Origin of the sequence: Variovorax sp. GrIS 2.14 (assembly GCF_046115955.1) — a bacterium.
Taxonomy (GTDB): Bacteria; Pseudomonadota; Gammaproteobacteria; order Burkholderiales; family Burkholderiaceae_C; genus Variovorax.
Window position 1 is genome coordinate 349,969 of record NZ_JBJXIA010000003.1, and the last position, 22,139, is coordinate 372,107.

The following is a 22,139-nucleotide window of genomic DNA, read 5'->3' on the forward strand; positions in this document are numbered from 1 at the left end:
AAACACATGGCTGAATTCCACGAGATATCGCCCAATGCACCAGCCGGTGAAAAGCTGTTGAACTGGGTCGACAACCGGTTCCCGCTGACCAAGCTGTGGAACGACCAATGGGGCAAGTACTACGCTCCGAAAAGTCTTAACTTTTGGTACGTTTTCGGTTCGCTTGCGATGCTGGTGCTGGTCATACAGATCGTGACCGGCATATTTCTGGTCATGCACTACAAGCCTGATGCAACGCAGGCGTTTGCGTCGGTCGAGTACATCATGCGCGATGTGCCCTGGGGCTGGCTCATTCGTTACATGCATTCGACGGGCGCCTCGGCGTTCTTCGTCGTGGTGTATCTGCATATGTTCCGCGGGCTTCTTTACGGCAGCTATCGCAAGCCGCGCGAACTGATCTGGGTCTTTGGTTGCGCGATCTTTCTGTGTCTGATGGCTGAAGCCTTCATGGGCTATCTGCTGCCATGGGGCCAGATGAGCTATTGGGGCGCTCAGGTGATCGTGAACCTGTTCGCCGCGATCCCGTTCGTCGGCCCTGACCTCGCATTGCTGATTCGCGGTGACTACGTGGTGAGCGACGCCACGCTCAACCGCTTTTTCAGCTTCCACGTGATCGCCGTGCCGCTGGTGTTGCTCGGCCTGGTGGTTGCGCATTTGATCGCGCTGCACGAGGTGGGATCGAACAATCCGGACGGCATCGAGATCAAGGCGAACCGCGGCGCCGATGGCCATCCGGTCGATGGCATCCCATCGCATCCTTACTACACGGTGCACGACATCTTCGGCGTGGTGGTGTTCCTCACTATCTTCTCGGCGGTGATCTTCTTCGCGCCTGAAGCGGGTGGCTACTTCCTGGAGTACAACAATTTCATCCCGGCCGATTCTTTGAAGACGCCGAACCACATCGCACCGGTCTGGTATTTCACTCCGTTCTATTCGATGCTGCGTGCGACCACTGACGACATGGTCAACGTGTTCGCGCTCATCCTCGCGATCGCGGCGGTCTGGAACTTCATCAAGGGTAAGTCGGGCATGTTCATCAAGGTGGCTGTCGTGGTCGCGGCTTTGGTGCTGATCGCCTTGCTGAAGTCGTTCGACGCCAAGTTTTGGGGCGTCGTGGTGATGGGTGGTTCGGTCATCATCCTGTTCTTCCTGCCGTGGCTCGATCACAGCGAAGTGCGGTCAATTCGTTATCGCCCGAGCTGGCACAAGTATGTGTACGGCGTGTTCGTGTTCTTCTTCTTGATCTTGGGGTACCTAGGCATCGAGCCGCCAGGCGTATGGGGCGGCATCACGATCGGCTCCCTCACGCTCGACATCGCGCAGACGGTTTCGCAAGTCGGCACGTTGCTCTACTTCGGTTTCTTTCTTCTGATGCCTCTCTGGAGTCGCGCAGGCGAGTTCAAGCCGGTGCCCGACCGCGTTGTTTTTGCTGCGCACTGAGGCCGGACCAGCATGACCAAAAAGACAAATACATCGACAGGCTCTGCGACCACGATGAAGACGCTGAAGCAGGGTATTGCCAGCTGGCTGGCAACGTTCAGCCTCGCCCTAGGCTTGGCCTTTGTGGTGGCTGCCCCGGCTGCTGCCGAGAGCGAAGGTTATGTGTGGGACAAGGCGCCCAACAAAACAAACGACGTTGCCGCGTTGCAAAACGGCGCCAAGCTCTTCGTCAACTACTGCCTGAACTGCCACTCGGCTGCGTTCATGCGCTACAACCGGCTGCAGGACATCGGCATCACCGAGCAGCAGATTAAGGACAATCTTCTGTTCACGACCGACAAGGTCGGCGAGACCATGAAGGCCAACATCGATCCTCGGCAGGCCAAGGAATGGTTCGGCGCCAATCCACCCGACCTGACTTTGGTCGCGCGCTCGCGCGCTGGCCATGGCGGCACTGGCGCTGACTATCTTTACACCTACCTGCGCACGTTCTACCGCGACGACACCAAAGCGACGGGCTGGAACAACATGGCCTACCCGAGCGTGGCCATGCCGCATGTGCTGTGGGAACTGCAAGGTGACCGTCGCCCGGTCTACGAGAAGATCGAGCAACACGGTCATGAGACCGAGGTGTTCAAAGGCTGGCAACAGGTCACTCCGGGCACCATGACGCCTTTGCAGTACGACCAGTCCATTGGCGATCTCGTCAGCTACCTTCAATGGATGGCCGAGCCTGCACAAAACACGCGTGTACGCATCGGTGTGTGGGTCTTGTTGTTCTTGCTGATGGCGGTGGTCTTTACGTGGCGGTTGAACGCGTCTTACTGGAAAGAAGTCAAGTAGCGTCCGCTTACCGCCGATCGGCCGCTGACGCGTCCGGTCCTCCAGAGTGGGTTGCTGATGCTGCCCACTCTTTTTGATTTTTAGGAGTCTTTCGCCATGATGGTTCTGTATTCAGGAACAACCTGCCCCTTTTCCCATCGCTGCCGCTTTGTCTTGTTCGAGAAGGGCATGGACTTCGAAATTCGCGACGTCGACCTCTATAACAAGCCAGAAGACATCAGCGTGATGAACCCGTACGGGCAAGTGCCGATCCTGGTCGAGCGCGACCTCATCCTGTACGAGTCGAACATCATCAACGAGTACATCGACGAGCGCTTTCCGCATCCGCAATTGATGCCCGGCGACCCGGTCGACCGCGCACGCGTCCGGCTGTTCCTGCTCAACTTCGAAAAGGAACTTTTCGTGCATGTGTCGACGCTCGAAAACCGCACGTCGAAAGGCAACGATAAGGCGCTTGAGAAGGCCCGTGCACACATTCGCGATCGCCTTACGCAGCTCGCGCCGGTTTTCTTGAAGAACAAGTACATGCTTGGCGACAACTTCTCGATGCTCGACGTCGCGATTGCACCGCTGCTTTGGCGCCTTGACTACTACGGCATCGATCTCAGCAAGAACGCTGCACCGCTGCTCAAGTACGCCGAACGCATTTTTTCGCGCCCGGCCTACATCGAAGCGCTGACGCCGTCTGAAAAGGTCATGCGCAAGTAAGCGCTCTTTGCCGGTGACTTTGTCGAAATGATCAACGCGCTCGAATCGTCTTCCACGCGACCGTACCTCATTCGGGCACTGTACGAATGGTGCATCGACAACGGGTTCACGCCCTATGTCGCGGTACTGGTCGACGAGACCGTGCAGGTCCCGCGCGAGTACGTCAAGAACGGCGAGATCGTGTTGAACATCAGCTTTGACGCGACGAGTTCGCTCAAGCTCGGCAACGATTTCATCGAGTTCAAGGCTCGCTTCGCAGGCACGGCGCGCGAGATCAACGTACCGGTCGGTCGCGTGATTGCCATCTACGCGCGTGAGAACGGGCAGGGGATGGCTTTTCCGGCGCCTGCGCAGCCGGCTGCTGCAAAAGGCCCACAGGTAACTCAGTCAACCGTTGATATAGGCGAAGGGCGCTCACCGGTGCGCGCAGCGCAACGCGGCGACGGTGCCAGCGACACCAAAATCATGCACCTCGTCACTGGCGACGAGTTGCCCGGCCACCGTGGCACAGCCGAAGATGCACCGACGGATCAGGACGATCCGCCGCGGCCCCCAGCGGGCGGCGGCGCCAAGCCCTCGTTGAAACGCATCAAATAGTCGACGAAGTCGAGGCTACAAGTTGACACCGCGATGCGCGCTACGCGCACCGCTAAAATCCAGATCCCGCCGCTTTAGCTCAGTTGGTAGAGCAACCGCCTTGTAAGCGGTAGGTCGTCAGTTCGATTCCGACAAGCGGCACCATTCATGACCGGGGCTCAAGATGCCCCGCACAAACAATCCCAGCACGGCGCTCAGGCGCTTCATGCCACTGGCGAGCCTTGGCGGCTCGTCGTTCAGCCAGCGGCGCACCTCGATCAGGTACAGGCTGAAGATCAGCGAAGCGATCTGGTCGGCGGGCACGTCATCCTGTGCTTCTCCGCTTTTTTGTGCAGCGCGCACCATCTGTTCGATGTGGCCCAAGATCACCGGGCGGCGGGCGTAGAAGCGATGCGCCTCTTCGCCGTGGTTGACCCCCGGCGCCAGAAATTCGGACGTCTCGCGCAGCGCCGGACGCGCCAGCCGCGGTTCGCTGGCCCAGTAGCGGTATCGGAGCTCGAAGTACGGTAGCAATCTTTCGCGCAGCGAGCCTGGTCTTTCCAGCAATGCTTGTCCTTTGAGATTGACCGCGTCGAGCTCGTCGTTGACCACCTGTAGCAACAAGTCGCGCTTGTCCTTGGCGTAGACGAATACCGTGCCGGTGGACACGTCAGCCCGCGTGGCGATCTCGCGGGTAGTCGCCGCCTCGTAGCCATGCTCGATGAACACAGCGCGCGCCGCCTCGATGATGCGCTTGCGTTTGTCGGTTTTGCTCCGCTCGCGCAGGCCCGCTCGGGGTGCTTGTGTCGGCTCAGTCTCGAAGTTGGGCATCCACGCATTATCTAATCGTTGACGAGAAAATTGAGCAAAGTTATATTTGAGCACGCTCAATTAAACGAGTCAGTTGCCTGAAGTGGCGAGTGCCACCCCACCAAAGAGAGACACGCATGTTCCCGAAGAATGCTTGGTATGTTGCCTGCATGCCCGAGGAAATCGACGACAAACCATTGGGTCGAAAGATCTGCAGTGAGGCGATCGTTTTTTATCGCGGCCCGGACAACGTGGTCGCAGCGCTCGAAGACTTTTGCCCACATCGCGGTGCGCCGCTCTCACTGGGCTCAGTGGTCGAAGGCAAACTGGTCTGCGGTTATCACGGGCTGGAAATGGGATGCGACGGCAAGACCATCGCCATGCCGGGCCAACGCGTGCGCGGCTTTCCAGCGATACGTGCTTATCCGGTGATCGAGCGCTACGGCTTTGTCTGGGTCTGGCCCGGCGATCCAGCGCAAGCCGACGAGGCCAAGCTCCACCGGCTCGAGTGGGCCGAAAGCCCCGAATGGGCGTATGGCGGCGGGCTCTATCACATCGGATGCGACTACCGCCTCATGATCGACAACCTGATGGACCTGACGCACGAAACCTACGTTCATGCGACCAGCATAGGGCAGCCGGAAATCGACGAGACGCCGACCAAAACGACCACCGAGGGCGACGAAGTGATCACCGCCCGCCACATGGAAAACATCATGGCGCCGCCATTTTGGCGCATGGCGTTGCGCGGCAACCATCTGGCCGACGACGTGCCGGTGGATCGGTGGCAAATCTGCCGCTTCACCCCTCCGAGTCACGTGCTCATCGAGGTGGGCGTCGCCCACGCAGGCAACGGCGGCTACAACGCCGACGCCAAGTTCAAGGCGTCGAGCATCGTGGTCGACTTCATCACGCCGGAAACCGAGACGTCGATCTGGTATTTCTGGGGCATGGCGCGTAACTTCAATCCAAACGACAAGGCGTTGACAGCCAGCATTCGCGAAGGCCAGGCCAAAATTTTCGGTGAAGACCTCGAGATGCTCGAGCGCCAGCAAAGGAACCTGTCGGCGCACCCTCACCGCGCGTTGCTCAAGCTGAATATCGACTCGGGAGGAGTTCAGTCGCGCCGCGTGCTCGACCGTATCCTCGCGGCGGAGAGCGCTTCGTGACGCCAAGTGACCATCAGGTTCGCGTCGCTCGCAAGGTCGACGAGGCCATCGACATTGCAACCTTCGAACTGGTCAGCATCGACGAGCGTCCCTTGCCGGCGTTTTCGGCAGGTTCCCACATCGACGTGCACTTGCCCAACGGGTTGACTCGCCAGTATTCGCTGTGCAACGACCCGAAAGAAGCGCATCGCTACCTGATCGGCGTGCTGCGTGACCCAGGCTCGCGTGGCGGCTCGCAAAGCCTTCACGATGCGGTCAACGAAGGCGACATCTTGCACATCGGCGCGCCGAAAAATCACTTTCCGCTGGCGCACGAAGCGAAGCACAGCGTGCTTGTCGCTGGAGGCATCGGGGTCACGCCGATTTTGTGTATGGCGGAGCGCCTCGCGGTGACGGGAGCGTCGCTGGAAATGCACTACTGCACTCGCTCGCCCGAGCGCACTGCGTTCCGTCAACGCATCGCAGCTTCTGCGTTTGCAGCGAAGGTGCAATTCCATTTCGACGACGGCGATTCAGCGCAGAAGCTCGACCTCGCCCGGCTGTTGTCCACGATGAACCCAGGGGTGCATTTGTATGTCTGCGGGCCCGAGGGCTTCATGGACTGGTTGCTGAATGCCGCCCGCGCCGCGGGCTGGCCGGCGGAGCAACTTCACTATGAATTTTTTGGCGCGGAAGTCGTCAAATCAAAGGACGACGCCAGCTTCGAGGTGAAGCTTGCGAGTCCGGGCAAGGTTGTCTTCGTCTCCAAAGAGCAGACCGTGGTGCAAGCCCTGGCCGCCGCCGGCATCGAGGTGTTGACTTCGTGCGAGCAGGGCGTCTGTGGTACTTGTCTGACGCGCGTGCTCGAAGGTGAGCCCGACCATAGGGACATGTACCTGACGCCGGAAGAGCAGGCGGCCAACGACCAGTTCACGCCGTGTTGTTCGCGCTCGAAGTCGCGGCTTCTGGTGCTTGATTTGTGACCTTCAACTGCGAGGTTTTCTGATGTCTTGCTCGATCTCAAAAATCGTTTTTGCGTTCTTCGTTGCCACCGCTGCCGTCATGGTGAACACCGCCGATGCAGCGCCTGTGAAGCGACATGGCGCTCACCCGGTCAAAAAGGCGCGGGCCGCTGTCGATGCACCCAAGCCGGAAAAACTGGTTCGGGCGCCCGGCGGCGTCATGGTGCCGAAGCAAGCAACGGCGGGCCGCAACCCGGGCTTCATGGACGACGGAGCGAGCAAGCGCGGCGACAAGCCCTGAGCCACTCGAGCAGCTTGCGCGCGCTCTGAGAAAGCAAAAAGCCGTGAGTCGGCCAGAGCGGCGATCGCAGTCAGCGTCGAGTCTGCTGCACCTTGATTCGCAGCGTCGCCACCTCCCAGCCCCGGTCCTTCAGTCGCGCGACGATCATGGGTGCCAGCTGGCGCAGCTTGGCCGCCGCGGCGCTGCCATTGACCAGCACGCACCACACATCGCAGTCGGCCGGGCCGGGCTGAACCGCGGCACGCATCTCCTTCGGTATCAGCTCTTCCACCGCTTTTAGACGTTCCGAGGCGTCGCGGGCGCGTGCCAGCAAGCCCGCGAGGGTGGGGGAGCCGTCGGCAGCCTGGAGCAATGTGAAGGTGGTTGTGCGGCGGGTCATAGGGAAATAACGGACTGAAACAAGCTGGCTAAAATGCGGGGTTTGTCGGCGCATTCGCCTGGCATCAGGGCCGCTTGCTTTTCATGAAAGTGCGCCCAATTGCTTTCACCATATCTTAGGGATCTGGATCGCAGCGCCCCGCGTGCAGGGTGTCCGTCGATCCTCCACTCATGGCAACCAATTTCCTGACCCAGATTTTCGGCAGTCGCAACGACCGTCTCCTGAAGCAATATCGGAAGACGGTCGAACGCATCAATGCGCTCGAATCCGAGTTCGAAAAGCTGAGCGACGACGCCCTGCGCGCCAAGACCGAGGAGTTCAAGGCCCGCGCCGCCAAGGGCGAAACCCTCGACGACCTGCTGCCCGAAGCCTTTGCGACTGTGCGAGAAGGTTCCAAGCGTGTCATGAAGATGCGCCACTTCGATGTGCAGTTGCTCGGCGGCATGGCCCTGCACAACGGCAAGATTTCTGAGATGCGTACCGGCGAGGGCAAGACGTTGACCGCCACGTTGCCGGTGTACCTGAACGCGCTGTCGGGCAAGGGAGTGCATGTCGTCACAGTGAACGACTACCTGGCCAGCCGCGACGCGAAATGGATGGGCCGGCTCTACAACTTTCTCGGTCTATCGGTCGGCATCAACCTGCCGAACATGCCGCGCGAAGAAAAGCAGCAGGCGTATGGCAGCGACATCACGTACGGCACGAACAACGAGTACGGCTTCGACTATCTGCGCGACAACATGGTCTACGAGCCCGGCGATCGGGTTCAGCGCGGCCTGAACTACGCCATCGTCGACGAAGTCGATTCCATCCTGATCGACGAGGCTCGCACGCCGCTGATCATCAGCGGCCAGGCCGAAGACCACACAGACACCTACCTCGCGATCAACAAGGTCGTACCGCTGCTCACCAAGCAGGAAGGTGAAGCCGATCCCCGCACCGGCGAGGGCGTCACCAAGCCCGGCGACTTCACCGTCGACGAAAAAACGCATCAGGTCTTTCTGACCGAAGACGGTCACGAGAACGCCGAGCGCATCCTCAGCGAGTTCAAGCTATTGCCCGATGGCGCATCGCTCTACGACCCGGCCAATATCACGCTGATGCACCACCTGAACGCCGCGCTGCGTGCGCGGCACCTCTATCACCGCGATCAGCATTACGTGGTGCAAGAGGGCGAGGTTGTGATCGTCGACGAATTCACTGGCCGCCTGATGACGGGCCGCCGCTGGAGCGATGGTTTGCATCAGGCCGTCGAAGCCAAGGAAGGCGTGCAGATCCAGGCCGAGAACCAGACGCTGGCGTCGATCACGTTTCAGAACTATTTCCGTCTCTACGGCAAGCTGGCTGGCATGACGGGTACGGCAGACACCGAGGCCTACGAGTTCCAGGAAATCTACGGACTCGAAACCACGATCATTCCGCCGAATCGACACAGCAAGCGCGAAGACCAGCTCGACCGTGTCTACAAGACCACGCGCGAAAAGTACGAAGCCGCCATCGAGGATATTCGCGAGTGCTACGACCGCGGTCAGCCGGTGCTGGTCGGCACCTCGTCGATCGAGAACTCCGAAATCATCGACGAGCTGCTGAACAAGGCGGGCCTCCCGCACCAGGTGCTCAACGCGAAGCAGCATGCGCGTGAGGCCGACATCGTGGCGCAAGCCGGCCGCACGAAGATGATCACCATCGCGACCAACATGGCCGGTCGCGGCACCGACATCGTTCTTGGCGGCAACGTCGAGAAAATGATCGAGCTGGTCGAGGCCGACGAGGGCCTGGACGATGCGGGCAAGCAGGCCGAAATCGCAACGCTGCGCGTCGAATGGGACAAGGACCACGAGTTCGTGAAGTCGCTTGGCGGTTTGCGCATCATCGCGACCGAACGGCATGAATCACGTCGTATCGACAATCAACTGCGTGGCCGCTCAGGCCGGCAAGGCGATACGGGCTCGTCGCGCTTCTACCTGAGCTTGGACGATCCGTTGATGCGTATTTTTGCAGGCGATCGGGTGAAGGCGATCATGGACCGGCTCAAGATGCCGGACGGAGAGGCCATCGAAGCCGGCATCGTCACGCGCAGCATCGAGAGCGCGCAGCGCAAGGTCGAGGCGCGCAATTTCGATGTGCGCAAGCAGTTGCTCGAGTACGACGATGTTTCGAACGATCAGCGCAAGGTGATCTATCAGCAGCGCAACGACATTCTTGATGCATCCGACCTGACGGCGCAGATCGAGGCGCTGCGAGAAGGTTGTTTTACCGATCTCGCGCGACAGTTCGTCCCGCCGGAATCGGTTGAAGAGCAATGGCAGCTGGCTGCGCTCGAGAAGTCGCTGAACACCGAGTGGGGCCTCGACATTCCGTTGCAAAAAGAAGTCGAATCGGCTGCATCCATCTCCGACGAAGAGGTCGTCGAAAAGGTCGTTGCAGCAGCCAATGCCGCCTTCGACGCCAAGGTGGCGTTGATCGGGCAAGAGAACTTCACGCAGTTCGAACGCATGGTCTTGCTGCAAAGCATCGACACGCATTGGCGCGAACATCTTGCATCGCTGGACTATCTGCGCCAGGGCATCCATCTGCGCGGCTATGCGCAAAAGCAGCCCAAGCAGGAATACAAGCGCGAGGCTTTCGAGCTCTTCGGCCAGCTGCTCGACTCAGTCAAGAACGAAGTGACGCGTCAGCTGATGACGGTGCGGGTGCAGTCCGGTGAACAGCTCGAAGAAGCCGCCGAAGCGCTCGAGAGCCGCGGTGAGAACCTCGCCAACATTACCTACTCGGCGCCAACGGAATCGGGCGAAGTAGAAGTGCGCGTTGAGGAAGAGAGCCAGCGTCGCATCGCCGCGGCTGGGCTCGGCACGCTGGGCGCTGAAGCCGCTGCGTTGGCGCGCGTCGGGCGCAACGATCCATGCCCGTGCGGCAGCGGAAAGAAATTCAAACAATGCCACGGCAAGTTGAGCTGATTGGCAAGGAACCAAAACCATCTAACCCCATGCCCGTCAATCTGTCTGCCCCTGATCCTGCCGCCTTGTTCGCGGTGCCTGGCGTTCGCATCGGTGTGACCGAAGCGGGCGTACGCAAAGCCAATCGCAAAGACCTGACGGTCGTGTTGATCGACGAAGGTGCGGCGGTCGGCGGTGTATTCACCCAGAACCGCTTTTGCGCAGCGCCGGTGCAGGTGTGCCGCGATCACCTGAAGGCGGACCATGGCATTCGTGCCATGGTCATCAACACGGGCAACGCCAATGCCGGCACTGGGGAAGATGGTCTGGCGCGCACGCGTACGGTGTGTGTTGCGCTGGCGCGGCATCTGAACATTTCACCAGAGCAGATCCTGCCGTTTTCGACGGGCGTGATCATGGAGCCATTGCCCGTCGATCGCATCGAAGCCGGCTTGCAGGCGGCCCTGGCCGATGCGGCCCCTGGGCATTGGGCGCGTGCGGCCGAAGGCATCATGACCACTGACACCGTGCCCAAGGCCTTCAGCGAACGGGTGCTGATTGGCGACGCCACGGTGACGATCACCGGCATCAGCAAGGGCGCCGGAATGATCCGGCCCAACATGGCGACCATGCTCGGCTTCATGGCGACCGATGCAAAGATCGACGCGTCGTTGATTCAGCCGCTGGCGCTGCAATTGGCCGATGCGTCCTTCAATCGCGTCACCATCGACGGTGATACCTCGACCAACGACTCGTTCGTTGTCATCGCGACGCAGAAGGCTGGCAACCAGAGCATCACATCGCTCGATTCGACTGACGGTCAGGTTTTGGTGGCGGCGATGCAGAACGTGGCGCGCCAGCTCGCACAGGCGATCGTTCGTGACGGCGAGGGCGCGACCAAGTTCATCACGATCCGTGTCGAAGGCGGCAAGAACTCGGCGGAGTGCCGCCAAGTCGCGTACGCCGTCGCACACTCGCCGCTCGTCAAGACCGCCTTCTTTGCCAGCGACCCCAATCTCGGTCGCATCCTGGCCGCTGTGGGCTATGCGGGCATCGACGATCTCGACCAGACCGGCATCGATCTCTATCTCGACGACGTGCATGTGGCCGTGCACGGAGGGCGCTCCCCTGACTATCGAGAAGAAGATGGCCAGCGCGTGATGAAGCAAAGCGAGATCACGGTACGCATCGGCCTGGGTCGCGGCGATGCCAGCGACACCGTGTGGACTTGCGACCTGAGCCACGACTACGTGTCGATCAACGCTGATTACCGCTCCTGACCATGCGCACGCGATGAACGAGAACTTCGAACACCTGCTCGTGCGCGCTGAGCAACTCATCGCGCGCATCGAATCGATTCTTCCGCAGCCGCTGGTTGCACCGACCGATTGGAACGCGTCGATCGCGTGGCGCTACCGCCGTCGCAGCTCGGGCCATGGTTCGCTGGAGCCGGTTCGCCACGTCGGCACCATGCCGCTCGATGCGCTGAAAGAAATCGAAGTTCAGAAAGAAAAGATCGAGCGCAATACGCGGCAGTTCGTCGAGGGAAAGCCTGCCAATAACGTGCTGCTGACGGGCGCTCGCGGCACCGGTAAATCGTCGCTCATCCGCGCATGTTTGCAGGCTTATGCACCGCAAGGCCTGCGCTTGATCGAGGTCGACAAGGCGGAGCTGGTGGACTTGCCCGACATCGTCGATGTCGTGTCGGGTCGGCCGGAGAAATTCATCGTCTTCAGCGATGACTTGAGCTTCGACGAAGGCGAGCCCGGCTACAAGGCGCTGAAGTCGATCCTCGACGGATCCATCTCCGCACCGACGCCGAATGTGTTGATCTACGCGACCAGCAACCGGCGTCATTTGCTGCCGGAGTACATGAAGGACAACCTCAGCTACACCCACACAGAAGAAGGCGAAGTACACCCTGGCGAGGTGATCGAGGAAAAGATCTCGTTGTCGGAGCGCTTCGGCCTGTGGGTCAGTTTCTATCCGTTCAGCCAAAACGAGTATCTGACGATCGTGGCGCAGTGGTTGTCTTCTTTTGATGTCGACGCCGCAGCCATCGACGCGGCCAAGCCTGAAGCGCTGGTGTGGGCCTTGGAGCGTGGCTCCCGAAGTGGCAGGGTGGCTTACCAGTTCGCGCGCGACTATGCGGGGCGGAGGGCGGTGTGAGCGACGTGCGCAGCGCGAGCGACGTGATCACCGAGACGCGTCTGCACACCGAAGTCGCCGTCGGCATCCTGATCCGGAAAAGCGACGATGCCTTGCTCCTGTCGACGCGCCCGGATGGCAAACCTTACGCCGGTTACTGGGAGTTTCCGGGCGGCAAGGTAGAGGCGGGTGAAAGCATAGAAGAAGCATTGCGGCGCGAGCTGCACGAAGAGCTCGGCATCACGATCGACAGCGCTTCTGTATGGAAGGTGACCGAGCACGACTACCCGCATGCGCTGGTACGGCTGCACTGGTGCAAGGTCACTGCGTGGACCGGTGAGCTAGAGATGCGCGAAGGCCAGGCGATGCGGTGGCAGCAGCTGCCGTTGGACGTCGCGCCAGTGTTACCCGGCGCAATCCCAGTGCTGGGTTGGCTGGCTGCCGAGCGCGGTGTGCCCGGCCCTTGATCCTGCCCGTCTACTGAAGCCGCGGGTCGCCGAACGGATCATCATCGGGCGGTGCGTCGGTCGGCATCCTGAACTCTTCACTGGCCCAGGCGCCCAGGTCGATGCCCTTGCAGCGCGCGCTGCAGAACGGCCTATTCGGATTGGCTGGCCCATAGACGCTATCGCCGCCGCATGCGGGACAGCGAACGATCCGGTCGCCCGCCTTGTTCACTTTGCTCGTCGCCACGTTTTCTCTCCTCCCGTCCTATCTCAAGCGCAGAGGGTCAGCTCGAGCGGCGCGTCATCGGTGCTCTGGTGCAGCCGGTCGTCGTCCTCGTGGCGCATCAATCTCACCGAGACCATCAAGCGGTTGCCGCTGATCTCAGGAATCAAGCCGAGCTTCGGATCGATGCGAAGGCGCAGCAACTGAAAGCTGCGTCCTTGCGGCAACGTTTGCTGAAACTGGCCGTGGGCTGCGATCACCTTGTAAGGAACATCGGCATCACGCAGCAGCTTGAGCAAGAGGTAAATCGATTCGGCCAATGGTGCGAGGGTCGTCAGCCAGCGCTCGATGTCGGTTCGACGCATCTTGGCCGTACCGTTTTGCCACGCAAAGTACGCGGGCAAATCGAACTGGCACGTTCCGCCGGGAATGCCGACGCGGCTGCGAATACTCATCAGCCATTCGTTGTCCGTGAGCGACTGTCCGGCCTTTCCAGGCACGGTATTGAGCGTGGCGAAGTTGCGTTCCAACTGCGCAACGACCTGGTCGAGCGCGGCCACCGAGATCTGCGGATTACCGCGATAACTGTTGAAAACGTTCTTGTGCTTGTCGAGATCGCGCAGCACATCGGCCTTCAAGTCGGCGCGCGCTGCCACGTCCATGATCTCGAAGATCGTGACGAGTGCGTAGTGGTGCAACAGCGCGGAGTCGGAGGGCACCAACTCGCCAAGGCGGCGAAAGAGATGCTCGAGCCGAAGGTAGGTCCGGATGCGCTCGTTGAAGGGGTACTCGTAGAGGATCACGCTGTTCCGTTCTGGTCGGGAATCATAGTCTCACGGCAGCCGCGGCGCGGGCGGCGCCAAGACTTGGCGGACAGCTTGCAACATGCGGTCACCTACAACCAATTGGCCATGCATCGAGAGGTGCGTGTCATTTGGGAAATAGAAATCGCGGACTCTGGCGCGCTCATCGGCGGCAAAACTGAAAAGGTCAGGACCCAGGTCTGCAGTCTTGAAGGCCGCGACGAAGGGGGCTGCATGTTGCGTGTCGACGTACACCGTCGTCTTGTCGGGAATGACCATCCAGACGAACTTGAGGTCAGACTGAGCTTTGTCAAAAGCTTTCATTTGCTCGACCGCCTCCGGTTTGAGCGGTGGATTGTCTGTGTCCTCGACAAAGAAGAGAGCCTTCTCGCACAGCTTGTGACTGAAGTAGCTGCAACCGTCCGGAACCGGGCGCACCCAGGTCTCGTCTCCAAAGAGCGCATCGCCCGAGAGCTTGCGGACTTTTCTCATGTTGGTGTACGTGATGAGTCCGGTCGTCAACTTTGCGCTCCAGTTCAGCGCAAAGCCGGGCACGGCTTCGAGTGGTTCGAGAAACGGAACGGTCTTGACGACGGGCTCCTTCGACATGGTCGTACAGGTGGAGCCCCCCTTGAGCCGGTCACCCAGCAGGCGCTCGACACTCTCGACCACGACGAGCTTGCCCTTGAATCCCGCGCGCCGTATCCAAGGTGTGAAGTCTTTGCACAACGGGCCGGTCTGGCCCCAGTAGATCGTCGCTACTTTGTATCCCTCTTTGACGAGCCGTGATTGCCAACGCAGCGTCATTGAAAAACTGTCACCCACCACCAGCACGTCAGCTTGGTCCAAAGGCACGCCTTTGATGTATGCCTTCGTTACGATCGGAGGTGCGGCTTGCCACCCGAACTCTGCATCCGAAAGACGGCCGATTCGCGTGAGGTCGCCATAAGGCGCCGGAGTGAAAAGCGTCACCAGCAACATCGAGACGATGACCACGAAGCCCGCGGCAAAGTAGCGAAGCCACAAACGCGCCGGCATCATTTTTCAGAGTCCTTTAGGGCTTGCAACATACGGGCGCCGACCAACTGATAGCCGGCAGGAGAAAGATGCGTGTCATTGGGTGAGTAGAGGTCCATTACATGGTGCCGGCTGTTGGCGGCAAGCGCGAAAAGATCGGGACCCAGGTGCAGCGCACCAAGCGCCTGCACAAAAGAAGACGCGTGGTCTTGATTTAGGTACACCGTGGTCTTGTTCGGGATCACCATCCAAATGATTTTGGGCATTCCGGCGAGCCCGTCGAATCGAGCCATCAAAGCGGCAGAGCTTGGACTTAGCACCACATTGCGATCGTCATCAACCAGAAAGATTCCCTTATTACACAGGCGATTGCTGAATTCCTTGCAACCATTTGGCAAAGGACGCGACACGATCAAGTCGCCCCATCTCGGGTGGTCGAATACGAGATCGGCCTGACTCGTCTTGATGGCCCGCGTATGAATGTAGGTCAGCCAGCCGCTTGCCCACTCGGCGTCCCAGTTCAGGCGCTGCGGCAGCGTCATGGCGGTGTCCGCAGCCAGTTGGGTCGCGCGTGGAATGGCCTGGAACGGCAGCGACATCGTTGTGCACGCCGCAGCTTCGTCGAGACGTTCAGGAAGAAGGCGTTCGATGCTTTCAATGATGACGTAGCGCCCCTTGAACCCTGAGCGACGCAGCCACTCGGGAAAGTTGGCGCACAGCGGACCAGTCTTGTCCCAGTGCGTCGTGACGACGCGGTAACCACCTTCGACCAGTGCTGCTTGCCAGGCAAAGCGAATCGAAAAACTGTCGCCGATGACGAGCACGTCGGCGGCGGAAACGGGGGAGTCGACCAAATACGCACTATCGAACTTGGGGCCCGGTCGACGCGCCGCAAACTCGGTTTCGGAAATGCGCCCGACGCGTGTCAAGTCTCCGTAGGCAATCGGGGTGAGCAGCGTGATCCAGAGCAACGCAAAGCAGACGACAAAGCCGACGCCGTAAATGCGAAGCCACAGAACACCCGGCTTCATGACTAGAACTGGAAATACAGGAAAGGGCTGTATGTGCCCAGCCGCGACACGCAGAGGCCCAGAAGAATGACGGTGCCCAGCGCGGTCAGTGCCGGCGCGATCCGCGCGAGCACCGCGCGATGGGCGACAGCGCCAGGAACCGGAATCCAGCGATCGAGCGAGATAGTCGGTGGCAATGCCAGGCAAATCACCATGCCGACCAACAGCGTCTGGAAGAACTCAGGCTTGCGGAAGGGCACGACGAACTCGGCAAAGGCGCTGACCGGTGCGCCGTGTATACCCAGCATTCCCTTGTAGATCTCGATCGCGGCATTCATGCTTTCAGCGCGGAAAACGACCCAAGCCACCATGACGCAAACGAAGGTGAGGAACCAGCCCAGCACGCTTGCAAGCCGACCGCTGGACGGTTTGCCATGACGTACTTTGCTAGTCCAGAGGTGGTTGATGACAAGGAAGGCGCCGTGCAGCGCACCCCAGATCACGAACGTCCATGCCGCGCCGTGCCAGAGGCCGCCCAGCAGCATGGTCATGAAAAGGTTGAAGTAGCGCCGCCCCGGGCCCTTGCGGTTACCACCCAGCGGGATGTAGAGGTAGTCCCGCAGAAAGGTCGACAAGGAGATATGCCAACGCCGCCAGAACTCGATGATGTTGGTCGATTTGTAGGGCGAGCGGAAATTCAGCGGGAGCTGTACGCCCAAGCAAAGCGACAGCCCGACAGCCATGTCGGAGTAGCCGGAAAAGTCGAAATAAATCTGCAGTGTGTAGGCGAGCACGCCCAGCCAAGACGTGTACAGCGAGGGCAGAACGCCGGTGTGCACGCCATTGAACATCATGTCGGCGTATTGGCCGAGACGGTCCGCAATCAGCAACTTCTTGGCGAGCCCGAAGGTGAAGATGGCAATGCCGAGCGCTAGCTTGTTGCTGTCCGCGCGGTAGGTTGAGGGGTTGGCGAACTGCGGCATCATTTGCGCGTGATGCAGCACCGGCCCGGCCACCAGGTGCGGAAAGTACGTGACGAACAAGACGTACGGAATGAACCGCCGCTCCTTCACCTTTCCCTGCCAGCAGTCGACCAAAAAAGCGATCTGCGTGAACGTATAGAACGAGATGCCGATGGGCAACGCGAGGTGCAGCAGCGGCAGCGGGGTCGCGCCGCCCGCCGTCAGACCTGCATTGACGTTCTCCATGAAGAAATTCGCGTACTTGAAGACGGCGAGCACACCCAGGTTGATCGTGAGCGCCACGATCAAGGTGCGTTTGCGGATGGCGTCGACGCGGCCGGGCTCGGGCGTCAGGCGCTGCGCGATCCAGTAGTTGAAGCAGATCGAGGCGAGCAGCAGCGGCAGCGCCTTGACGCTCCACCAGCCATAGAAGAAGAGCGACGCCAGGGCGAGAAAGCCGGCGGCTGCCCGCGCGTTCCGGTGACCGATCAGAAAAAACCCGATCAACACCAACGGAAAGAAAAAAAAGATGAACGCGTACGAATTGAAAAGCATCGAGAGATCGGACTGACGTCTTAAGACTCTTTGCGGGTCTTATAAGTTCGTGGTGGCTCGGCGTCGAGCGTGGCCGAGAATTATCGCGTAGGTCGCTCGGCCCAGTGACCCATCAGTACCTTCACCTCGTCGGACAACTGTGCGAATGACTTCCCGACGTTGAAGATGACTGCGTCCGCGGCTTTCAGTCGCGAGCTTCTGCTGGCTTGCAAGGCGAGTACGGACAACGTCATTTCTTCAGTCCAGTTCGAGCGGGCCATGACGCGGGCCACCTGGACTTCAGCGGTGGCGTCGACCACCAGTATGCGATCGACCTTCTGACGCCAGCGACCCGATTCGACCAGGAGAGGTACGTCGAACACGACCAACGGGCGTTGGGCTATCGCCGCCTGCCGATCGCATTCGGCGCCGATCATCGGGTGAAGAATGGCTTCGAGCCTGGTTTTTTGAGCTGGATTTTCGAAGACGATCGATCGCATCTGCGCGCGGTCGAGTGAGCCGTCCATTGCAATGACGGCGTCGCCAAATGCCTCTCTGATGGGCCCTATGGCCGCTCCGGAAGGCTGCGTCAGGGCGCGCGAAATGGCATCGGTGTCAACCAACGCGGCGCCGCATGCGACGAGCATGGCCGCCACGGTGCTCTTGCCGCTGCCGATTCCGCCGGTGAGACCGAGGCGTTGCATCAGTCGGTTCCGTTGCGTCTCAGGTCGATCTGAACGGAAACACGAAGGGGAAGTGCTGACGAACTTCGACCGGACCGATCACGAGGCATAGCAACCCCGCCCCGGCAAGGAACGGGCCGAACGAGATTGGGATGTCCTTGTGCGCGATCCGGCCTGCCCAAAGCAGGATCGCTCCCAGAATGGCGCCGACAACTGACGACATCAGGATGATCGCGATGAGGTAGTCGGAGCCTAGCCAGGCACCTAGCGCGGCCAGCAGCTTGAAGTCGCCATAGCCCATGCCTTCTTTGCCAGTTGCAAGGCGATAGGCGTGGTAGACCAGCCAAAGGCTCAGGTAGCCCAGTGCGGCACCCCAGACGGCGGCTGGCAACGAGGTTCCAGTCAAGCCCAGCGCCGCTCCCAACAGACCAAGCCACAACAGCACATAGTTGAGCGAATCCGGCAGCAATTGGGTGTCGAGGTCAATCAGAAATTGACATACCAGCAAAGCAGCGAAGGTGGCCCACAGCGCGCCAGTGAAAGTGATGCCGAAGCGGTAGGCGCACAACGCAAAGAGCACACCGGTCACGACTTCGACGATCGGGTAGCGAACGCTGATCGAGGTCTTGCATTGCGAGCAGCGCCCGCGGAGCGCCAGATAGCTGATCACCGGGATGTTTTCGTACCAGCGAATCGCGTGACCACAAGCGCCGCAGCGCGATGCGGGCTTTGCCAGATCGAACGTGGGGAGTGCGTCGAGCGCTGCGCGAGCTTCGGCCGCACTGGACTCGAGTCGGGCTGGTACCGGCACCTTGGCGCCGAAGACTTGAGTCCAGAGGGAAGGTCCGACTGGTGGACGCAGCAGGCCGCCGACGGACTCGTCGAGCCAGCCACGCAACATCATCACCGGAAGCCGGTAGATCACGACATTGAGAAAGCTGCCTATGACGAGTCCGAGCACACCAGCGAACCCGGCATCGATCCCCTGCGACACCAACATCAGACGACTTGGCCGAGCTTGAAGATGGGCAGGTACATGGAGACCACGATACCGCCGATGAGAACGCCCAGGAACACGATGATGATGGGTTCCATCAGGCTCGAAAGGCCAGCGACCATGTCGTCGACTTCGGACTCATAGAAGTCAGCGGCCTTGCCGAGCATGTGATCGATGGAGCCCGACTCTTCGCCGATGGCCGTCATCTGCAAAACCATCGATGGGAACAGGTTCGCGTTGGTCATCGCGCTCGTCAGGCTGGTGCCGGTAGAAACCTCTTGCTGAATCTTGACGGTGGCGTCGGCGTACACCGAGTTGCCCGAAGCGCCCCCCACGGAATCGAGCGCCTCGACCAAAGGCACGCCGGCTGCGAACATCGTCGACAACGTGCGAGTCCACCGTGCCACGCAGGATTTGTCGATAAGCGCACCGAAGATAGGCAACTTCAGCAGCACCCGGTCCATCACCTTTTGAACGCGTTCGTTGCGCTTCCATGCCTGCATGAAAAAGTACAGGCCGCCACCGATGACCCCGAATATCAACCACCAGTAAGCCACGAAGAATTCGCTGATACCCATGACGATCAGCGTGGGCGCGGGCAAATCGGCACCAAACGAACTGAACACCGACTTGAATGCGGGAATCACGAAGATCATGATGATCGCAACCACCACGAAAGCCACGACAACGACCGAAGCGGGATACATCAATGCCGATTTGATCTTCGACTTGATCGCTTCGGTCTTTTCCATGTAAGTGGCCAGGCGGTCGAGCAACTCCTCCAAAATGCCGGCCGCTTCACCTGCCTCGACCAGATTGCAGTAGAGGTTGTCGAAATACTTCGGAAACTTGCGGAACGCCGAGGAGAGCGAAGTGCCTGTTTCCACGTCGCTGCGCACGTCGTTGAGCAGTTTGGAAACGCTGGGGTTTGCGTTGCCTCGGCCCACGATGTCGAACGACTGCAAAAGCGGCACGCCTGCTTTCATCATGGTCGCGAGTTGGCGCGTGAAGATGGCGATGTCTTTAGGCTTGATCGACTTGCCGGAGCGCATCCGGCGCTTCTTGATCTTCGATGCGAGCACGCCCTGCCGCCGCAAAGCGGCCTGGACCTGGTTCTCGCCCGCCGCGCGCACCTCGCCGCGGACGGCTTTGCCATTACGGTCCTTGCCTTCCCATTCGAAGACGAATTCTTTAAGAGTGCGTGTCGATGCGGCGGTGGCCATGTGATCTCCGGTTCGCAGTGTTTATTGGTTGGTGCACGCGACCACTTCTTCGAGTGATGTCAGCCCTTGCATGACTTTCCGAAGGCCGGATTGACGCAGCGAACGGACGCCCTCCGCCTCGGACTGCCGAGCGATGTCCAGCGCACTGCCGTCGCGCAGGATGATCTTCTGGATCTCTTCGGTGATCGGCATCACCTGGTAAATGCCAACGCGGCCTTTGTAGCCGCCATTGCATGCCGAACAGCCCACCGGGCGGTATGGCGTCCAACCGCTGTCGGCGTCGGTCGCGGTAAAGCCTGCGTCAAGCAAGGCTTCACGCGGTATTTCGGCCGGTGTACGGCACACGATACAAAGGCGTCGGGCCAGCCGCTGCGCGGTGATCAGGATGACGCTCGATGCGATATTGAAAGGCGCGATGCCCATGTTGCGCATCCGGGTCAACGTGGTCGGTGCGTCGTTGGTATGAAGGGTTGACAGCACCAGGTGGCCCGTTTGTGCCGCTTTGATGGAAATGTCGGCTGTCTCCAGATCCCGGATTTCGCCCACCATGATGATGTCGGGATCCTGCCGCAGAAAAGCGCGGAGAGCGGTCGCAAAAGTCAGTCCGGCCTTCTCGTTGACGTTGACCTGATTGACGCCCGGCAAATTGATTTCAGACGGGTCTTCCGCCGTCGCGATATTGACGCCCGGTTTGTTCAGCAAATTCAGGCAGGTATAGAGCGACACCGTCTTTCCCGAGCCGGTCGGTCCCGTCACGAGGACCATGCCGTAAGGACGACCAATAGCCTGCAGCAAGCGCGCTTTTTCGTCGGCGTCGTAACCCAGTGCGTCGATGCCCAGCCGGGCGCTGCTCGGATCGAGAATCCGAATCACGATCTTTTCGCCGAACAAAGTCGGCAGCGTGCTGACCCGGAAATCGATGACACGGTCGGCGCCGATCTTGAGCTTCATGCGACCGTCTTGCGGCACGCGCTTTTCGGAAATGTCGAGCCGCGATATCACCTTGATGCGTGATGCCAGCTTGTCTTTGATGACTGTTGGCGGGCTCGCAATCTCGCGCAATTCACCGTCTACGCGAAATCGAACGCGGTAGTTGTGTTCGTAGGGTTCGAAGTGAATGTCCGACGCGCGCATGCTGAAGGCGTCCAGCAGCATCTTGTGCAGGAAGCGCACCACGGGCGCGTCTTCGACTTCGGCAACGGCCTGCTCGTTGGCGTCACCCGATGTGTCCGCCGTGACTTCGTCGAACTCGAATTCGGCGCCAACGATGTTGTCGATGGTTTCTGCCGCGCTGACCGCATTGGCCTCGACCATGCGCGAAAGCTTGTCGTACTCGGCGATGACCCAGTCGACGCCCATTTGCGACGCAAACTTGATCTTCTCGGCGGCTTGCTGGTCTGACGGGTCGGCGGTAGCGACGATCAGTCGGTTGTTTCGCTTGCTGAGAACGACGATGCGGTACGCCTGACACAGCTTGGTATCGAGCAGGTCTTTGGGCAGACGCTGTGGGTCGATTGCATCGAGGTCTAGCAGCGGGGCGCCGAACGCGCTGGAGAGCGTATGGGCAAGGTCGGCGGCCGAAACCGCGCCGGTACCGGTCAATTCGGCAATGAAGCTGGTGCGACTCGACTGCGACTTCTGATAGATATCTTCAGCTGTCTTGGCAGGCAATTTGCCGGCGGAGATCAGCGCGCGCGCTAGACCGGGCAGCGCAACTGGCAGGTTTTCTTTGACGAGAGGTTCGGCAGCGGCCATGCAGCGAGTGTAAAAAGCGTGAAAAAGTGCTTCACGATCATCGCTGATCGCCTTAATACTGTAAACCGCAATTGCCGTGCCATATCGCACAGCTTTTGGCATTACAGCCACACAAAGGCTGGTCGGGGTGAGAGGATTCGAACCTCCGGCCTCTACGTCCCGAACGTAGCGCTCTACCAGGCTAAGCTACACCCCGATTTGTTACAACACGGCGGCGTTTCAGGGCTCGCGC

Annotated in this window: 22 protein-coding genes and 2 tRNA genes; 12 read left to right on the forward strand and 12 right to left on the reverse strand. The window is 60.1% G+C overall.

Translation table 11 applies throughout. The annotated features are described in order from the left end of the window. The first annotated feature begins 6 nt into the window (after positions 1-6). From RCH10_RS07670 to RCH10_RS07690, 5 genes are all read left to right on the forward strand, one after another. Entirely contained in the window at positions 7-1,443 is a 1,437-nt protein-coding gene (locus tag RCH10_RS07670) for a cytochrome bc complex cytochrome b subunit (RefSeq protein ID WP_187054558.1), read from the forward strand. 54 nt (positions 1,444-1,497) lie between these two features. Further along, positions 1,498-2,286, forward strand: coding sequence for a cytochrome c1 (locus RCH10_RS07675; protein ID WP_187054898.1), 789 nt, complete (start codon positions 1,498-1,500; stop codon positions 2,284-2,286). Between the two features lie 96 nt (positions 2,287-2,382). Continuing rightward, complete coding sequence (locus tag RCH10_RS07680) at positions 2,383-2,994, forward strand: glutathione S-transferase N-terminal domain-containing protein (protein ID WP_187054559.1); 612 nt, start codon at positions 2,383-2,385, stop codon at positions 2,992-2,994. Positions 2,995-3,021: 27 nt separating this feature from the next. After that, entirely contained in the window at positions 3,022-3,591 is a 570-nt protein-coding gene (locus RCH10_RS07685; protein ID WP_409051917.1) for a ClpXP protease specificity-enhancing factor, read from the forward strand. Between the two features lie 68 nt (positions 3,592-3,659). After that, positions 3,660-3,735, forward strand: a tRNA-Thr gene (locus RCH10_RS07690). Here RCH10_RS07690 and RCH10_RS07695 read toward each other — a convergent pair. Further along, positions 3,709-4,455, reverse strand: a complete 747-nt coding sequence (locus RCH10_RS07695; RefSeq protein ID WP_409051994.1) for a TetR/AcrR family transcriptional regulator — start codon at positions 4,453-4,455, stop codon at positions 3,709-3,711. The two genes, RCH10_RS07690 and RCH10_RS07695, sit on opposite strands and share 27 nt — an antisense overlap. A 62-nt stretch (positions 4,456-4,517) precedes the next feature. Here RCH10_RS07695 and RCH10_RS07700 point away from each other — a divergent pair, with 62 nt between their 5' ends. From RCH10_RS07700 to RCH10_RS07710, 3 genes are read left to right on the forward strand one after another with little or no spacing between them, the layout of a single operon-like run. Then, positions 4,518-5,549, forward strand: a complete 1,032-nt coding sequence (locus RCH10_RS07700; RefSeq protein ID WP_409051918.1) for a Rieske 2Fe-2S domain-containing protein — start codon at positions 4,518-4,520, stop codon at positions 5,547-5,549. Then, on the forward strand, positions 5,546-6,511 hold the full coding sequence (locus RCH10_RS07705; RefSeq protein ID WP_409051919.1) for a PDR/VanB family oxidoreductase: 966 nt from the start codon (positions 5,546-5,548) through the stop codon (positions 6,509-6,511). The genes RCH10_RS07700 and RCH10_RS07705 overlap by 4 nt, the downstream gene beginning before the upstream one ends. 22 nt (positions 6,512-6,533) lie before the next feature. Next, entirely contained in the window at positions 6,534-6,791 is a 258-nt protein-coding gene (locus RCH10_RS07710; protein ID WP_323495540.1) for a hypothetical protein, read from the forward strand. Between the two features lie 70 nt (positions 6,792-6,861). Here RCH10_RS07710 and RCH10_RS07715 read toward each other — a convergent pair whose 3' ends face one another. Next, the gene (locus RCH10_RS07715; protein WP_409051920.1) at positions 6,862-7,170 is read right to left on the reverse strand and encodes a hypothetical protein; all 309 of its coding nucleotides are present in this window, start codon (positions 7,168-7,170) and stop codon (positions 6,862-6,864) included. Between the two features lie 170 nt (positions 7,171-7,340). On the opposite strand from RCH10_RS07715, the gene secA reads away from it, so the two are divergent. The 4 genes from secA to RCH10_RS07735 are packed head-to-tail and all read left to right on the forward strand — an operon-like array spanning position 7,341 to position 12,721. Next, positions 7,341-10,127, forward strand: a complete 2,787-nt coding sequence (gene secA, locus RCH10_RS07720; protein ID WP_409051921.1) for a preprotein translocase subunit SecA — start codon at positions 7,341-7,343, stop codon at positions 10,125-10,127. Between the two features lie 29 nt (positions 10,128-10,156). Further along, a complete protein-coding gene (gene argJ / locus RCH10_RS07725) occupies positions 10,157-11,386 on the forward strand; it encodes a bifunctional glutamate N-acetyltransferase/amino-acid acetyltransferase ArgJ (protein WP_409051922.1) in 1,230 nt (409 codons plus the stop codon). Between the two features lie 13 nt (positions 11,387-11,399). Beyond that, on the forward strand, positions 11,400-12,275 hold the full coding sequence (locus RCH10_RS07730; protein WP_323495536.1) for an ATP-binding protein: 876 nt from the start codon (positions 11,400-11,402) through the stop codon (positions 12,273-12,275). Then, positions 12,272-12,721, forward strand: a complete 450-nt coding sequence (locus RCH10_RS07735) for an NUDIX domain-containing protein (protein WP_409051923.1) — start codon at positions 12,272-12,274, stop codon at positions 12,719-12,721. Before RCH10_RS07730 ends, RCH10_RS07735 begins: the two co-directional genes overlap by 4 nt. 10 nt (positions 12,722-12,731) lie before the next feature. Here the strand turns inward: RCH10_RS07735 and RCH10_RS07740 are convergent, their stop codons facing one another. The 10 genes from RCH10_RS07740 to RCH10_RS07785 all read right to left on the reverse strand — a co-directional run bounded on the left by RCH10_RS07740 (position 12,732) and on the right by RCH10_RS07785 (position 22,103). Further along, on the reverse strand, positions 12,732-12,947 hold the full coding sequence (locus tag RCH10_RS07740) for a DNA gyrase inhibitor YacG (protein ID WP_187054569.1): 216 nt from the start codon (positions 12,945-12,947) through the stop codon (positions 12,732-12,734). A gap of 23 nt (positions 12,948-12,970) precedes the next feature. Continuing rightward, the gene (zapD, locus tag RCH10_RS07745; protein WP_409051924.1) at positions 12,971-13,726 is read right to left on the reverse strand and encodes a cell division protein ZapD; all 756 of its coding nucleotides are present in this window, start codon (positions 13,724-13,726) and stop codon (positions 12,971-12,973) included. Between the two features lie 30 nt (positions 13,727-13,756). After that, positions 13,757-14,722 (reverse strand): hypothetical protein, encoded by a 966-nt coding sequence (locus tag RCH10_RS07750; RefSeq protein ID WP_409051925.1) that lies wholly within the window; start codon positions 14,720-14,722, stop codon positions 13,757-13,759. Between the two features lie 41 nt (positions 14,723-14,763). Then, a complete protein-coding gene (locus tag RCH10_RS07755; protein ID WP_409051926.1) occupies positions 14,764-15,774 on the reverse strand; it encodes a hypothetical protein in 1,011 nt (336 codons plus the stop codon). A gap of 2 nt (positions 15,775-15,776) precedes the next feature. Then, a complete protein-coding gene (locus tag RCH10_RS07760) occupies positions 15,777-17,270 on the reverse strand; it encodes an MBOAT family O-acyltransferase (RefSeq protein WP_409051927.1) in 1,494 nt (497 codons plus the stop codon). Positions 17,271-17,350: 80 nt separating this feature from the next. Then, entirely contained in the window at positions 17,351-17,953 is a 603-nt protein-coding gene (coaE, locus tag RCH10_RS07765) for a dephospho-CoA kinase (RefSeq protein ID WP_409051928.1), read from the reverse strand. Between the two features lie 19 nt (positions 17,954-17,972). Next, positions 17,973-18,932: a prepilin peptidase gene (locus RCH10_RS07770; RefSeq protein ID WP_409051929.1), complete on the reverse strand. Its 960-nt coding sequence runs from the start codon at positions 18,930-18,932 to the stop codon at positions 17,973-17,975. Continuing rightward, positions 18,932-20,152, reverse strand: coding sequence for a type II secretion system F family protein (locus RCH10_RS07775; protein ID WP_187054576.1), 1,221 nt, complete (start codon positions 20,150-20,152; stop codon positions 18,932-18,934). Before RCH10_RS07775 ends, RCH10_RS07770 begins: the two co-directional genes overlap by 1 nt. A 21-nt stretch (positions 20,153-20,173) precedes the next feature. Then, positions 20,174-21,907, reverse strand: coding sequence for a type IV-A pilus assembly ATPase PilB (pilB, locus tag RCH10_RS07780; protein WP_409051930.1), 1,734 nt, complete (start codon positions 21,905-21,907; stop codon positions 20,174-20,176). A gap of 119 nt (positions 21,908-22,026) precedes the next feature. Beyond that, positions 22,027-22,103 (reverse strand) — tRNA-Pro (locus RCH10_RS07785). Between the last annotated feature and the right edge of the window lie 36 nt (positions 22,104-22,139).